Origin of the sequence: Apibacter sp. B2966 (assembly GCF_011082485.1) — a bacterium.
Lineage (GTDB): Bacteria > Bacteroidota > Bacteroidia > Flavobacteriales > Weeksellaceae > Apibacter.
The window spans coordinates 1,047,547-1,064,002 of the sequence record NZ_CP049714.1; the positions used below are offsets into that span (position 1 = coordinate 1,047,547).

Annotated in this window: 12 protein-coding genes; 7 read left to right on the forward strand and 5 right to left on the reverse strand. The window is 29.6% G+C overall.

The features are described from left to right. Positions 1 to 161 precede the first annotated feature (161 nt). The 6 genes from G8C43_RS04465 to recG all read left to right on the forward strand — a co-directional run bounded on the left by G8C43_RS04465 (position 162) and on the right by recG (position 8,423). The gene (locus G8C43_RS04465; protein WP_160541881.1) at positions 162 to 1,142 is read left to right on the forward strand and encodes a pyruvate dehydrogenase complex E1 component subunit beta; all 981 of its coding nucleotides are present in this window, start codon (positions 162 to 164) and stop codon (positions 1,140 to 1,142) included. 117 nt (positions 1,143 to 1,259) lie between these two features. Continuing rightward, on the forward strand, positions 1,260 to 2,456 hold the full coding sequence (gene clpX, locus G8C43_RS04470; RefSeq protein ID WP_166004451.1) for an ATP-dependent Clp protease ATP-binding subunit ClpX: 1,197 nt from the start codon (positions 1,260 to 1,262) through the stop codon (positions 2,454 to 2,456). A 95-nt stretch (positions 2,457 to 2,551) separates the two neighbouring features. Further along, on the forward strand, positions 2,552 to 4,540 hold the full coding sequence (locus tag G8C43_RS04475; RefSeq protein WP_166004453.1) for a T9SS type A sorting domain-containing protein: 1,989 nt from the start codon (positions 2,552 to 2,554) through the stop codon (positions 4,538 to 4,540). Positions 4,541 to 4,555: 15 nt separating this feature from the next. Beyond that, complete coding sequence (locus G8C43_RS04480; protein WP_160541878.1) at positions 4,556 to 4,816, forward strand: hypothetical protein; 261 nt, start codon at positions 4,556 to 4,558, stop codon at positions 4,814 to 4,816. Positions 4,817 to 4,868: 52 nt separating this feature from the next. Further along, positions 4,869 to 6,188, forward strand: coding sequence for a TlpA family protein disulfide reductase (locus G8C43_RS04485; protein WP_160541877.1), 1,320 nt, complete (start codon positions 4,869 to 4,871; stop codon positions 6,186 to 6,188). Positions 6,189 to 6,320: 132 nt separating this feature from the next. Next, on the forward strand, positions 6,321 to 8,423 hold the full coding sequence (gene recG, locus G8C43_RS04490) for an ATP-dependent DNA helicase RecG (RefSeq protein WP_166004454.1): 2,103 nt from the start codon (positions 6,321 to 6,323) through the stop codon (positions 8,421 to 8,423). A gap of 13 nt (positions 8,424 to 8,436) precedes the next feature. Here the strand turns inward: recG and G8C43_RS04495 are convergent, their stop codons facing one another. From G8C43_RS04495 to sppA, 5 genes are all read right to left on the reverse strand, one after another. After that, positions 8,437 to 9,672 carry a M50 family metallopeptidase gene (locus G8C43_RS04495; RefSeq protein ID WP_166004455.1) on the reverse strand — a complete coding sequence of 412 codons (1,236 nt, stop codon included), beginning with the start codon at positions 9,670 to 9,672 and terminating at the stop codon, positions 8,437 to 8,439. A 2-nt stretch (positions 9,673 to 9,674) separates the two neighbouring features. After that, on the reverse strand, positions 9,675 to 11,693 hold the full coding sequence (locus G8C43_RS04500; RefSeq protein WP_255490406.1) for a penicillin-binding transpeptidase domain-containing protein: 2,019 nt from the start codon (positions 11,691 to 11,693) through the stop codon (positions 9,675 to 9,677). A gap of 514 nt (positions 11,694 to 12,207) precedes the next feature. Beyond that, complete coding sequence (mreC, locus tag G8C43_RS04505; RefSeq protein WP_105298110.1) at positions 12,208 to 13,035, reverse strand: rod shape-determining protein MreC; 828 nt, start codon at positions 13,033 to 13,035, stop codon at positions 12,208 to 12,210. 28 nt (positions 13,036 to 13,063) lie between these two features. Beyond that, on the reverse strand, positions 13,064 to 14,092 hold the full coding sequence (locus tag G8C43_RS04510) for a rod shape-determining protein (protein ID WP_055425343.1): 1,029 nt from the start codon (positions 14,090 to 14,092) through the stop codon (positions 13,064 to 13,066). A 153-nt stretch (positions 14,093 to 14,245) separates the two neighbouring features. Continuing rightward, complete coding sequence (sppA, locus tag G8C43_RS04515; protein WP_166004456.1) at positions 14,246 to 16,012, reverse strand: signal peptide peptidase SppA; 1,767 nt, start codon at positions 16,010 to 16,012, stop codon at positions 14,246 to 14,248. 31 nt (positions 16,013 to 16,043) lie between these two features. Here sppA and folK point away from each other — a divergent pair, with 31 nt between their 5' ends. Then, positions 16,044 to 16,454, forward strand: a complete 411-nt coding sequence (gene folK, locus G8C43_RS04520; RefSeq protein ID WP_166004457.1) for a 2-amino-4-hydroxy-6-hydroxymethyldihydropteridine diphosphokinase — start codon at positions 16,044 to 16,046, stop codon at positions 16,452 to 16,454. Positions 16,455 to 16,456 lie beyond the last annotated feature (2 nt).

The window sequence follows — 16,456 nt, forward strand, 5'->3', positions numbered from 1 at the left end:
ATTAACATATTAACAATATAAAATACTACCAAAACCTATAGTCAATTTATTTTATATAAAATTATTTCTTAATTTTTATACAAATTTTCTTTTCTTTTTAAACATAAAAGAATTTGATTGTTCAAAAAATTTGTACTTTTGCCGTAATAATTTTAAGTACAATGAAGGAAGTTCAATTTAGACAAGCAATTTGTGAAGCTATGAGCGAAGAAATGAGAAGAGATCCTTCCATTTATCTGATTGGCGAAGAAGTTGCTAATTATAATGGAGCTTATAAAGCTTCCAAAGGAATGGTAGACGAATTCGGTGCCAAAAGAGTCATTGATTCCCCTATTGCAGAAAGTGGTTTTACCGGAATTAGTGTTGGCGCAGCCATGAATGGATGCCGTCCTATTGTAGAATTTATGACATTTAATTTTTCCTTGGTTGCAATCGACCAAATCATAAATAATGCAGCTAAAATTTATCAAATGACCGGTGGTCAATGGAATGTACCAATCGTATTTCGTGGTCCAACCGCTTCAGCCGGACAATTAGGAGCTACTCACTCTCAAGCTTTTGAAAGTTGGTTTGCCAATTGTCCCGGATTAAAGGTTATCGTACCCTCTAATCCTTATGATGCCAAAGGATTATTGAAATCCGCTATTAGAGATAATGACCCTGTTATTTTCATGGAATCTGAGCAAATGTATGGCGACAAAATGGAGATTCCTGAAGATGAATATCTTATCCCTATAGGTGTTGCAGACATCAAGAAACCAGGATCCGATGTTACTATTGTCTCTTTTGGTAAAATAATGAAAGTTGCTTTACAAGCTGCTGCTGAACTTGAAAAAGAGGGCATTAATGCAGAAGTTATAGATTTAAGAACTGTTCGACCTTTAGATTATGACACCGTTATTAATTCTGTTAAGAAAACCAATCGTTTGGTATTATTAATTGAAGAATGGCCTTTTGCATCTGTTGCTAGTGAAATTGCTTATATGGTACAACAAAAAGCTTTTGATTATTTGGATGCACCTATAAAAAGAATTACAACTGCTGATACTTCAGCCCCTTATTCTTCTTCTTTATTTTCTAAATGGTATCCGAATGTGAACCAAGTAATAACCGCAGTTAAAAATACTTTATATAAAAAGTAATCGTAGTTATTTTCTTTAATAATATAAACTAAAAAATATTTTTTCAGGTTTCAATTTTAATTAATAAATTAATTTTGAAACCTGAATTTTAAATTAATATCAGCTTTATTAAAGCTTATGGAACAAAAATGTACTTTTTGCGGAAGAAAAAAATCTGAAGTTCAACTATTAATTGCCGGACTTCACGGACATATATGCAATGATTGTATTGAACAAGCACATAACATTGTTGTACAGGAAGAAAATTTTAAAGACGACAGCCATTTTGAATTGCAAGTAAAAAAACCTAAAGAAATAAAAGAATTTTTAGATCAATACGTAATAGGTCAAGAAAACGCAAAAAAAACGTTATCTGTTGCTGTTTACAATCATTATAAAAGGTTAGCACATTCTTTAGAAGTTGACAGGGAGGTTGAAATTGAAAAATCCAATATATTGATGGTTGGTGAAACAGGAACCGGAAAAACTTTAATAGCCAAATCAATTGCTAAACTTTTGGATGTTCCTTTTACTATAGTTGATGCAACTGTTTTAACAGAAGCCGGATACGTGGGTGAAGATGTTGAAAGTATATTAAGTCGATTATTACAAGCTGCTGATTATAACGTTGAAAAGGCTGAACAAGGTATAGTCTTTATAGATGAAATAGATAAAATTAGTCGAAAAAGTGATAATCCCAGTATAACCCGCGACGTTTCCGGGGAAGGAGTGCAACAAGCTTTATTAAAACTTTTGGAAGGCAGTATTATTAATGTTCCTCCTCAAGGAGGCAGAAAACACCCCGATCAAAAATACATTCAAGTAAATACACAAAATATTTTATTTATTGCAGGAGGAGCTTTTTCAGGTATTGATAAAATTATTTCAAACAGACTAAATAAAAACACGATAGGTTTCAGTAAAACAGATGAAAAGACACTTGAAGAAGAACACATTTTATCTCAGGTAAATGCTACCGATTTAAAAACTTTCGGACTTATTCCCGAACTATTAGGAAGATTTCCTGTAATAACTAATTTAGAGCCATTGGATGATGAGGCTATGTTACAAATTCTTACTAAGCCTAAAAATGCAATAATTAAACAATATCAGGCACTATTTAAATTAGATGGAATCAACCTTTCTATTACCGATGATGTATTAAAAGAAATTGTAAAAGAAACCAGAATTTTAGGTTTAGGGGCAAGAGGGTTGCGAAGTATCTCTGAAAACCTATTTTCTAAAATTAGTTATGATATTGACAATTATAACGGAGATTTACTTATAGATATGGATAAATTTGTTGCGTTAACGAAACACAAATCAATAAAATAAAAAAAAAAGACTTGCGAATAATATTTTTATTTATATTTGCACTACTAGTATATATTATATTTAATAAATAAATTTAACTAATAAATGCTTAATAAATGAAAATGAAATTTATACCCTTGCTTTTTGTACTGGGTTGTATTGCAAGCAATTCACAAATAACCACCACTAACGGTGCTAAGTTCTTTGTGAGTCCAGGTACGACTTTATTTAGTACTGGAGATATAACCATAGACAACAGTTCTGATGTATTTACTAATAAAGGTAATGTTAAAATATCAGAAGGTACTCTAAAAAATAATGGAAGTCCAAATAAGTTTGTTATAACTTATGACGATGAAAAAAACTATGGTCAATTAATAATCGTAAACAATAAAAGTACTGTTGGAGGTGTTACTATGCAAAAACATCTATATGATTATGGTTCCGGAGAGGTTCTTTTTGGTGTACCTTTTATCAAATATACTTATGATAATTTCTCAGGTGATTTAACTAGCAATAGACTAAGACCAGAGCTTATTTGTACTCTATTTTCAGAAGGTAATAATTGTAGAAATAGCTCTAGATGGAATCGTCATCCATTATTTACATGGAGAGAAGATCGATTTAGATACGATCCATTTCAAAAAAATGAAAATTTTGTTCCCGGAAAATATTACTCTTTCAGAAAAGAAATGTATAATACCGGATCAAATTTTGATGGTATAATTTCATTTCAAGGAACTCCTTATGTTGCGGGCACTAAACCTACTGACGGAAGTACAGCTTCTGCAGCAGACTTATCTATACCTGTAGCTAGTAGAGTTGCTTCAGGCTATAATATTGGGAATAATGCTAAAAATGGTTATGGATTATATTACTGGACTTATTTGGATGATCCATTTGCTGCTACTATTAAATTTACTAAAACTACTACCAATGAAGTGTTAAATTCAAACCGATATTGGGATAGGATGTTACGTATGGTAAATCCTTATACTTCGAATATTGACTTAACTATATTACTTAAAGATCAAATTCCAAATATAATAGGAGGCGCAAGTGATGGACCAATCACTAATAAAATTGTGGATGGAACTACCCGATATGAAGGAAAAACACAAATGTTTACATTTGATAATGATGGAAAATTAATTGGTGATGATATAAGAATTATCCCTCCAATGACTAATTTTTTCATCAAAGCTAAAAGTGACTACGTAAAAGTTGATTTATATAAAGATAGTAAACCTCAAACATTTGAACAATCCAAATATGAATTTAATAAGGGGAAAGTATGGGGTACACGATCAAAATCTAATTCACAAGATCTATATCAATTAAATCTTGAATTAGTTTCCGGTAAAACTTTCTATGGTAATACATATCTTGCCGCCGGTCCAAATTTGATCACCGGAGAATTAAATGAATTTGAAGCCAAAATCAAATCCAATACAGAAAATGATAATGATGTAACTACCAATATCTATACCATACCGGAATCTATAAATGGCGGAAAATACCCCGGATATGAAGATACTGAATTATATATTAATGTAATTAACTCGGATAATTCTTCTAAAGTTGCTGTTCCAGTAGGAGTAACTGTAAATACTATGGATAAAGGAAAAGAATTTACCTTTAAATCAGAACTTAAGTATAACATGAACCCTATAAAAGAAGAAGGAAAAAATAACTTTGATAATCCTAATGCAAAATTTTATTTTCATGATAAACAATTAAAAGTTATTAAAGAAATTGATTCTAATTTTTCCTATTCTGTAACTCTTAATGAATCAACTAACGACAGATTTGAAATTTTCTGGAAAGAGCCTGGAACTTTAGGAAATGAAGACATTACTACTTTAAATAGTTTAACAACTATTTATAAGACCGGAAATGAATATAAAATTCACTTTGATCAAAATTGGAAAAAAGCAGAAGTAACTATATTTAACGTTTTAGGTCAGTTAATTTCCACAGAAACAAACATCGATACCCAAAATGATTATTTGCTACCTATTCATACTACATCGTCATCTTTGTACGTTATAGTAGTGACTAATCAAATTACTGGTGAGAAAGTAACTAAAAAAATAGTTAAATAATAAAGTAAAATTGAAATGAAAAAATTGTTTTCCATAATATTTATAGCTTTAGTTTATAGTCAATCTTTTGCTTACAATATTTTGCAAGTTGTAGTTGAAACGGAAGAAGTACCTCCGATTCCAAACGCCGAAGGTGAGGTAGTCGCTTATGGTGGTGGGATAGGTATAATGGAACCAAACTCAACTCCAATTAATTTTATAGTGCCTTTTTTATTAATAAGTGCTATTTTTATAATGTTTTATATCTTTAAAAAGAAAAGAATTAAATCTATATAAAGATTTAAATTTCATAAATTAGCCTTGTTAAATAAATAACAAGGCTTTTTTTATGAAAAAAATTTCAATTACATTCTTATTAGTTCTAATAAGCTTAATAGCTCAAGCTCAATTTACTTTTAAAGGTACTATTGCCAATTATTCTAATAAAAGAATATTAGTAAAAATAGATAGAGCATTTGATGATATTTTAATAGGAAACATAACTACAAATTCAAATGGATCTTTTTCAATTCCTGTTAAAGATAACTATTCCGGTATAATTGAAATTTCATTACTGGATGCCAAGAAGAATTACATATTCATTTCTGATAATACCGATATAGATTTTAGCGCATCAATTACTACAAATGATGAATTTATTATAAATATACCGGGTAATCAAATTAATGAACGTTATCAAAATTATTTAAACTATGACATTAAAAAAAATTCTATTCTTCCTCAATTACAAAATATAAATTTTTATTATAATTCTAAAGATGATTTTTATTTACCCTTAAAAAATGAAATTCAAAGAATATCTGAAATGAATGAACCTGATATTTCAGAATTTCCATTTTTATCCTATTATTTAAAAACTTCAGATCTAATTAAAAACACTGAAATAGGAAACGGCGATGCTATTTCTAATAAAAATTTAATTTTAGATCATTTTAAAAATGCCGGACAACAATTTGAAACTTCCGGTGTTGGTAAATCTCTTTTATATAATTATTTTAAACTGTCTGCAATGGGAGCCACTTCTCAAAAAGATTGGGAAAATAAAATTGATAAAGCTATTGAAGTTTTATTGGATGAAGTTGGTGAAGAAACAAGCAGGGGACAAGAGATATTATCCGCAACTATAAATTTTCTAAATGGATATGGTTTAGTAAATCTTACTGATAAATATATGAAAAGAGCTGAATCTCTAACATGCGAAATAAGTGCGGAACTTAAAAAAACAATTCAAGACAATAATTCTATAAAGGAAGGAAAAATAATTCCAAACATAAAATTTACGCATAAATTAAACGATAAGTATACGTATTTATATGACATTAAAACTAAATATAAATTAATTATGGTATGGGCTTCTTGGTGTAGTCATTGCCAACAAGAAATGCCATATGTTAAACAGTTTTACGAAAATTTTAAAAAATCGGGTGGAGAAATTATAGCCCTTTCTGTTGATTATAACAAAGAGGATTGGCAAAATGCTATTAAAGAAACTTCATGGTTAAACGATTCAGATTTGATATACTGGGATAGTAAATTTGTAAAAGAACTAAATATAACCGGTACCCCTACTCTAATTTTAGTAGATCAAAAAAATAAAATTTTAAAAATTACTTCAAAAATATCTGATATCAATAATTTAATTAAATAAGATACCCAAATATATACTTTCACATAAGAAGGGAATAATTCCCTTCTTATGTGTTTTCTTTAAATAGTAAATTTCAATTAATTTATATCTCTATTGCTAGTTATAGTTAGATCAGTTTCTTAATTTTGTAATATGAGTGCATTATATCTTCAATCTTCTATTGAATATGTTAAAGGTATAGGAACTGAAAAAGCGAACTTATTAAAAAAGCAGCTTAATATACACTCATGTGAGGATTTACTTAATTATTTTCCTTTTAGATATGTGGATAAAAGTAAAATTTATAAAGTAAATCAACTAGGCTCTTCTTCAGCAGAAATTCAATTAAGAGGTAAAATAATATCTTTAAAAGAAACTACTTTTAACAAGAAAAGCAGATTAACCGCTATATTTGAAGATAGTACCGGAAAATTAGAACTTATATGGTTCAATGTAACGAATTGGTTAGTAAAAAGCATTCCCTTACATGAAGAAGTTTTAATATTTGGTAAAGTAAATGCTTTTAATGGAAAATTAACCCTTGCGCATCCGGAAATTGAAAAAATGAATGATGCAAAACTAGCTCCTATAGTTTTAGAACCAATTTATTCAAACTCGGAAAAATTACAAAAAAGAGGGATCAATCAACGTTTTTTTAAAAAATCAATTAGGGAAATTTTAGTCGCTATTGATGATCAAATAGAGGAAAATTTATCGCAAGAAATTTTAGTAAATTATAAGTTAATTTCTCGTAAAAAAGCTTATCAACAAATTCATTTTCCAAATTCTTACGTTGAATTACAACAGGCCGAATACAGGTTTAAATTTGAAGAAATGTTTTTTTTTCAACTTGGTTTTGGATTACAAAAAATTCATAGACAACGTATAAATTTAGGAAATCCTTTTTCTAATGTCGGACATCACTTTAATAAATTCTATAATTTTCATCTTCCGTTCCAATTAACAAATGCTCAAAAAAAAGTAATTAAAGAAATTCGTAAAGACCTTAGCCGAAATATTCAAATGAATAGATTATTGCAAGGCGATGTAGGCAGTGGAAAGACGATGGTCGCTCTCTTATCCATGCTTTTAGCTATTGATAATGGTTTTCAAGCTTGTATGATTGCTCCCACCGAAATTTTAGCCGTTCAACATTATAAAAGCATTTGTGAATTGGTTGATGAAATGAATATTTCTGTCCATCTATTAACGGGATCAACTTCGACCTCGGAAAGAAAACTAATTCATCAAGAATTACTGTCGGGAAAAATAAATATATTGGTGGGTACACATGCTTTACTTGAAGAAAAAGTACAATTTAAAAATTTAGGTTTAGCTATAATTGATGAACAACATCGGTTTGGAGTTGAACAACGCTCTCGATTGTGGGGAAAAAATTCGATACCTCCTCATATATTAGTGATGACAGCTACTCCTATACCGAGAACATTGGCCATGAGTTATTATAGTGATTTGGATGTATCTATAATTGATGAATTACCAAGTGGCAGGAAAGAAATTAAAACCTATCATAGAACAGATTCAAACAGGCTATCCGTTTTTGGTTTTCTTAAAAATGAAATTAAAAAAGGCAGACAAGTATATATTGTATATCCCCTTATAGAAGAAAGTGAAAGTCTTGATTATAAAGATCTTATGGATGGATATGAAAGTATAGTCAGAGATTTCCCAATGCCTGATTATCAAATAAGCATCGTACACGGGAAAATGAAAGCAGCGGATAAAGAATATGAAATGCAACGATTTGTCAATAATCAGACGCAAATTATGATTGCCACTACTGTTATTGAGGTGGGCGTAAATGTTCCGAATGCAAGTGTCATGGTTATTGAAAGTGCAGAGAAATTCGGATTATCTCAATTGCATCAATTAAGAGGAAGAGTGGGTAGAGGTGCTGAACAATCATATTGTATTTTGATGACCAAATCAGAGTTATCGAATGATGCACAGAAAAGGATTAAAACAATGTGTGAAACAAACGACGGATTTAGAATATCTGAAGTGGATTTGGAATTAAGAGGGCCCGGTAATATTTTAGGAACTCAGCAAAGCGGTACCATTGATTTTAAAAAAACAGATTTGATTCATGATAAGGTAATAGTATCATTATCTAAATCCTGTGTAGATCATTTATTACAAGATGATCCTGATCTTACCAAGGAAAAAAATCAAGCTATAAGAAAATTCTTCTTAAAATATCATAAGAATAAAATTAAATGGTCAAAAATTAGTTAATACTAAACGGTATCTAGATAAGACTATTTTTGTCAGAATAATTCAAGCGCAAAAATATAAAAATAAATAAAGAAAATCCTAATAGTGAACTACCACCATAACTAAAGAAAGGTAATGGAATCCCTACGGTTGGAAACAATCCTATGACCATTCCTATATTAATTAAAAAATGCATAAATAATATGGAAGCTAATGAATATCCCATAACTCTGGAAAATGCGCTTTTCTGTGTTTCTGCCAAATAATATATTCTTGCTATTAAACAAGTATATAGCCCGATCAATAGGGTACATCCTACAAATCCCCATTCTTCGCCCACTGTACAAAATATATAGTCAGTCTGTTGCTCCGGTACGAATTTACCTGCTGTAACACTACCTTGTTTATATCCTTTACCCCAGAAACCTCCCGATCCTATGGCTGTTTTAGAATAAAGTAAATTATATCCTGCGGTATCTCTGTACTTTTTTTCTCCTTCGTATAGTACTAATATTCTTTCTTTTTGATGCTTTGGTAAATGCTCGAATATAAACGGTGAGGATAAACTTATAACACTTGATATTAGAACAAATACTATGATAAATAAAATGTTAAAGTGTTGATTCCATTTAATTTTCTTTCTAAGCAAGAATAATAATAGAAACAGTAAAAGTGTTAATATTAAAATAACGATCCATGATGGAACCCAGATGGAAGTCAGAAATAAAATCGCAAAATAAAAACCAATGATAAACAACCATCCCGTCATTCCTTCTCTATATAATGCGATAAAATAAGCAGTAAACACTAAAATGGATCCAACATCGGGTTGCAGCAAAATTAATACTATGGGAATAAATATAATTAGAAATGCAATTCCTAATGATTGATTATTTTTAATATTAAAATTAGGAGAATCTACGTAATTAGCTAACATTAATGCTGTGGAAATTTTAGCTAATTCTACCGGTTGTAAACTGAAACCTCCAATTCGATACCAGGCTTTAGCTCCGTTAACATAGCTTCCAAACAATAAAACACCGGTAAGTAGACATAAGCCAAATAAGTAAAATAAGCCCGCAAAATTCTCAAAAAATTTAGGACGAACAAGAAAGGTTGAAGTTCCTACTGTTAAAGATATTAACAGCCAGATGAATTGTTTAGTACCACTAGAACTATCAACGCTGTATATATTTGCGATACCAAATAAGGCTATAAGCAAATATAAAAATAACATTAAACCATCTACTCCCCTAAAAATTTTATTCATTTTTAATCACCAATAAAATTATCTAATTTTTTTGCTGCTTCTCCCTGATTAATTATATGTTGTATTAATCGTTGCTTTTCTTTTAAGGATAGTTTTTTATTCGAATTAATCTTATTTATACTATCTTTTAAAGCTTGAGGTAAATTATTTGGAACATATTTTCCTGTTCTTTTTAAATAATCGTTCCATTGTCTCAAATATTCATTACTGAAATCAGATTTTATGATGCTTTCCTCCATTGATTTTCTTTCAATGGTTCCGGTAAGATATTTTTCAGCAAGTAGAGAGGCCATGGGTCCGGCATAAGTTGCTCCAAAACCTCCATTTTCAACGACTACAGCAATTGCTATTTTTGGTTTATCTACGGGAGCTATTAAAACAAATATGGAATGATCTTTTCCATGAGGATTTTGCGAGGTACCTGTTTTTCCTTCCTGACTAAATGTATTGGTAAAAATCCTATGACCCGTACCCGACAAAATTACCATACTCATTCCCTTATTAACAATATCAAAATATTTTTTCTCAACTTTTACTTGTTTGGGTACAGTAAATTGAGGATCTGTTATCGGTTTTCCATCTATAGCTTTTACAATATGAGGGGTGTAAAAAAATCCTCTGTTGGCAATAACAGCCGTATAATTTGCGATTTGTAAAGGAGTTGCCAAAACTTCACCTTGCCCTATTGAATTAGAAATTATAGTATAGATATTCCATTTATCCTTTCCGTAACGCCTATTATAATAATTTGCATCCGGAATGTTTCCTCTACTTCCCACTGCTAAATCATTATGCATAAATTCGCCGACGGCAAAACTTTTAACTATATCACTCCATTCATCAATACTTTTTTCAATGTTACCCGGATACTTGTTAAGTATTCTTACGTAAGCCTCTGCAAAGAAATTATTACATGATTTTTGAATAGCTTTATCCATAGCAATAGGAGTGTAAAAATACCCACAGTGGCAACCTATCTTCCTGTTTCCATAATGAAAACCATGTTTACATATAAAGGTTGTTTTTTCATCTATTACTCCCATTTGTAAAGCAGCTAAACCATTTATCAATTTAAAAGTAGATCCTGGAGGATATGCTGCTTGAGCCGCTCGATCAAACATTGGCTTATTCATTGAATCCATTTGAAGAGCATATATATGTTTATTCTTATCTCTTCCTACAAATACTGACGGATCAATAACAGGAGCTGAGGCCATAACCAATATTTCTCCATTATTGGGATCTAAAGCTACGATACCGCCTCTTTTATTAACTAACAATTTTTCTGCCAGATTTTGTAAATCATAGTCAATTGAGAGTGTTATATCTTTACCACTATGCATTTGCTGGTCATACTCTCCATCCTTATATGAGCCTATACTTCTTAATCTTCTGTCTTTTTGTATATATTTAATTCCTTTTATTCCTCGTAAATATTTTTCATACGATTTTTCTACTCCTGTCATACCAGCTAAATTACCGGGCATGTAATAGGACGAATCAGATTTTATATACTTTTCATTAACTTCATTAATATAACCCAATATGTTTCCTGCAGAATGGACCAAGTAATTTCTTTCTGGGGTTCGAACAATTGAAAATGCATTATATTTAAAAAGTTTTTCTTGTATTCTGGCTAAATCTTCACTAGTCAGACCTTTCATAAAGGTCATAGGAACCAGGTTATTGTAAATTTTCTTATTTGATTTAATACTTTTGATTTTTTTTATAAAATCAGCTTTCGAAATATTAACTAATTTGCAAAAACCTAAGGTATCAAAATTTTTTTCCATCTGGGATTGGGTAAAAGTCAACTCATAGGAAGGAGTATTTCCTACTAATATTTTACTGTTTCTGTCCATTATATATCCCCGTAATGGAATTTGATATTCTGCTTTTATTGAAGTATTTGCTGCGTTAAGCTTATATTTTTCTGTAAATAATTGTAGGTAGGATATACGCGCGATAAACAGTAACGCTAAGAAAATCAACACCCCTATTATAATCTGAAATTTTTTCACTATCCAATCTTATTTTTAAAGAAAGCGTAAATTATAATGATAAATAAAAATGAAAATACTGATGTTATAAGAGCGTCTTCTACTACATCTAATATCATAGATATTTTAAAACTTTCTAAAATAAAAAGACTTAAATGATGAATTAATATAATTATTATTATATACGGTAGTAATTGAAGGAAATTTAAATCTGAAAAGTTTAATATTTTCATTTCCCGATCTAAATCTGAGATATATCGAAGTACTGTATTTCTTATATAAGAAATTAATACGGATGAGAAAGCATTAACGCCTCCGGTGTCCATAAAACAATCAATTCCAAATCCCAAAAGGAATGAAAAAATTAGAAACAGATAATTAAAAGATTTGTCATATGGATAAAAAATGATCCAAATAATATATATGATAGGATTATATTTATGGAAAAAATAGATGTTATTAAATACAAAAACTTGCAATAATAGTAAGATGGGAATTAAGATGAGATTTATTAATGTGTATCTGTTAAGCATTATTAATTTATAGAATCTTTCAAACTTTTAATTTCTTCTCTATCCAGTTTATCCACTACATATACTTTTTGTATATTTCCCATATCTTGAAATAATTCAACTGAAATATTCCAATTACCGGTCTCCTCATCTATGGATTTACTGCTCACTCTTCCAATTAATATACCTTCAGGATATATTTTAGATTTTCCATCCGTTTCAATAGTATCTCCTATCTTTACACCTACATATTTAGGTATATCTGATAAATGCATGATTCTGGGATCTTCTCCCTGCCATAATAATGTACCGTAATATTTACTTGATTTTAATCTGGCATTTATCCTGGTATTCCTATTAAGAATGGAAATAACTTTGGAATAATTTTTCGTACAATTGATAATCATTCCTACAACTCCGGTTGAGGTAACAACGCCCATTTCCGGACTCACACCTTGATCCGTCCCTCGATCTATAATTAAATAATTATTTGACCTTGTAATTGAGTTTGATATTATATCAGCAGTTGTATAATAATATTTTTGCTTATATTTTGTAGAATCTAACATAGCAAAAAACTCAGGCTTAATTTTTCCCGTTTTTCCTAGAAATTTATTTCTATATTCTTTATTCTCTTCTATTAGACGTTCATTTTCCTTTTTGAGATTTATATAGTACGTTAAATAAGATATTTTAGAATCTACATAACCGGTGAATGAAATTATTTTTTCTTCTAGTATCGAATTATGATAAACATTTCTGTTAAACGTAAAAAAAAGAGCTAATATCTGCAAAAATAGAAATAGCAGAAATCTACTATTTTTTGATAGAAAATTTATCAATACAGACATTAATAAGTTTTATCTTAAGAATAATTTATTATTTGATTAAAAAATTCTCAAATTTTTCAATATTTTTTAGTGCAATTCCAGTACCTCTCACAACTGCTCTCAATGGATCGTCAGCTATGAAAACAGGTAATCCTGTTTTCCTTCCTATTCTTTGATCGAGACCTCTAAGTAAAGCCCCTCCTCCTGCTAAATATATACCGGTATTATAGATATCTGCAGACAATTCAGGAGGTGTTCTTGATAAAGTTTCCATGATAGCATCTTCGATTCTTAAAATAGATTTATCTAGAGCTCTGGCCATTTCTTTATAATTAACCATAATTTCTTTAGGTTTACCGGTAATTAAATCTCTACCTTGAACTGGTAGATCTTCAGGCGGATTATCCAGTTCTTCAAGTCCTGAACCAACCTCCATTTTAATGTGTTCTGCTGTTTTTTCTCCGATAAACAAATTATGATGAGTTCTTAAATAATATAAGATATCATTATTAAATACGTCTCCTGCAATTTTAATAGAGTTATCACAAACAATTCCTCCCAAAGCTATAACTGCTATTTCAGTAGTTCCTCCCCCTATGTCTATAATCATATTACCTTTAGGCTGTGTAACATCAATACCAACCCCTATGGCTGCAGCCATAGGCTCATAAATTAATTTTACATCCTTAGCATTTACTTTAGCTGCAGAATCTTTTACTGCTCTTTTTTCAACTTCTGTAATACCTGAAGGAATACAAATAACCATCCTCAATGAAGGATTAAAAATTTTTCCTTTTATTCCCGGAATTTGTTTTATAAATTCCCTGATCATATGCTCGGACGCGCCAAAATCAGCTATTACACCATCTTTTAGAGGTCTAATAGTTTTTATATCATCATGCGTTTTCCCCTGCATTTGCTTAGCTATCTCTCCGACTGCAATAGGCTTCATGGTCCTTCTATCTATAGCTACTATAGAAGGACTGTCTACTACTACTTTATTATTATGAATGATTAGGGTATTTGCTGTACCCAAATCAATTGCTATTTCTTGTGTAAGAAAATCAAATAATCCCATTTAACTTTTAAATAATTGTACTATTTGGTTGAATAAATTCTCGAAAAAATTATAAAAATACTTTTCTCAAACTTTTAAGTTTTGCAAAGATATAACAACTTTATTGAAAATGATATATTAGTTAGAATATTTTTATTCAAGACTTTTTATCCGTTATTTAATTTCTACATCATACGGCATTAAGTACATTATTCCTTGATTACTTTCTATATTTTTTATTTTTTGATATAATTTATAATGATCCTTACCTAATTCATATTTAATAAGGTTTTCTATTATACCCGATTGATTCAAATCATTGTCATCAGAGGTAAACATATTTACTATAAGATCCCAATTGGTTTTTTCTTCGGGATAGGAAACTAAATTATAGGATGTTACCCCTGCTTTTTTTGCAGCATATTCAATTGCCTCATTGAATCCGCCAATTTCATCTACCAAACCCTTTTCTAATGCATCCCTTCCGCTCCATATTCTACCTTGTCCCACCGAATCTACTTGAGCATAGGTCATATGTCTACCCTTCATTACTTCATTAACAAATTTATTATATGTTATATTAATCCCCTTATTCATTATTTCTTTAAATCCTTGAGATGTTCCCTGAGTAATTGAGTAATATTTTGAGTTTGTATTTGTTGAAACATAGTCTGAAGTAATGCCAATAGTATTGGCTAATTTTTTAACATCCGGGATCATGCCTAAAACGCCTATGGATCCTGTTAGTGTGTTATCTTGGGCATAAATTTTATCAGCAGCCATAGAAATATAATATCCTCCGGAGGCTGCTATATCACTAAATGATACTATTAAAGGTTTTTTCTTTTTTAGCTCATATAATTCATACAAAATTTCAGCAGAAGCATTAGCGCTTCCACCAGGTGAATTTACTCGTAAAACCACTGCTTTAATATTATCATCATTTTTTATTTCATTAATAAGGTTGATAAACGTTTTGGAGTAAACCTCTGTGTCTCCTTTACCTGTATATATTTGCCCTGATGCATATAATATGGCTATTTTATCATTAATAAATGAAACATCTTCAGTAAATTCTTTATATTGTTCCAAAGATATTTTATTAATGGAATCTTCATCTGACAAACCTAATCTCTTCTTAATTAAATTATCATATTGGGATTCATAGATCAACCTATCTACTAATCTATTTTTATAAGCTAATTCTGGAATAAAACCATATAAACTATCTACAGAATTATTTAAACTCTCGTTAGTAATTTTTCTTGAAGAGATTATATCAGATGATATTTTATTCCAAAAATTCTGTAACAAATTTTTTAACTGATATCTATTTTCTTCTGAAAGATTATCTCTAAGATACGGTTCAACGGCTGATTTATATTTACCGTGTCTTATAACTTCAAAATTTACTCCAAACTTTTGTCCTAAATTTTTATAAAATAAAACTTCTGCAGATAAACCTGCCAACTCTATACTTGCATTTGGATTAACGTATAGAGAATCGGCCACAGAAGATAAATAATATGATCTTTGATCACATTCATTACTATATGAGTATATAAATTTTTTACTTTCTTTAAAATTTAGCAAGGCTTGACGAATTTCTGCTATTTGTGAGTATCCGGCATTTATATTGGATAATTTAAGACTTATTCCTTCTATTTTATCATCTGTTTTAGCATGATTTATTACATCTAAAATATCTTTTAAATAAACATGCTTAACATTATTTAATAGTGAAATTGGTACTTCTCGATCATTTGAGGATTCCAAAATGGAATTGTTTAGATTTATTTCTAAAATTGATTTATCTTTAACAACAAATTTAGATGGAATAAATGCTATAATATTTATTAAAATCAAGCTAAATACAACTATACTGGTTAACAACACAATACCAACAACGGTTGCCAATACTTGAATGATAAATTTTTTCATTTCTTTCTATTAACAAATAATTAATTAGTAGATGAATAAGGTTACTTTGTTACTAGGCAGCAATTTAGGAAATAAAAAAAATAATATATCATCAGCTATAAATTTAATAGATTCCAAAATTGGTTCAATTTTGAAAAAAACCAAATTAATTGAATCTGAACCTGAAGATTATTATTCGTCAAATACTTATCTAAATATTGGAATTATCGTTAGTACCGATTTGTCCCCTATTAAACTTTTAAAATCTATTAAAGAAATTGAAAGATCATTAGGTAGAATTAATGACAGTTATTTTAGCGGAAAATATGAGGATAGAACTATAGATATTGATATAATATATTTTAATTCTATAACATATTACTCCGTCTCCTTAAATATACCTCATATTAATCATATTTCAAAAAGAAATTTTTCTAAAAAAATTTTATATGAACTGGTTTAATA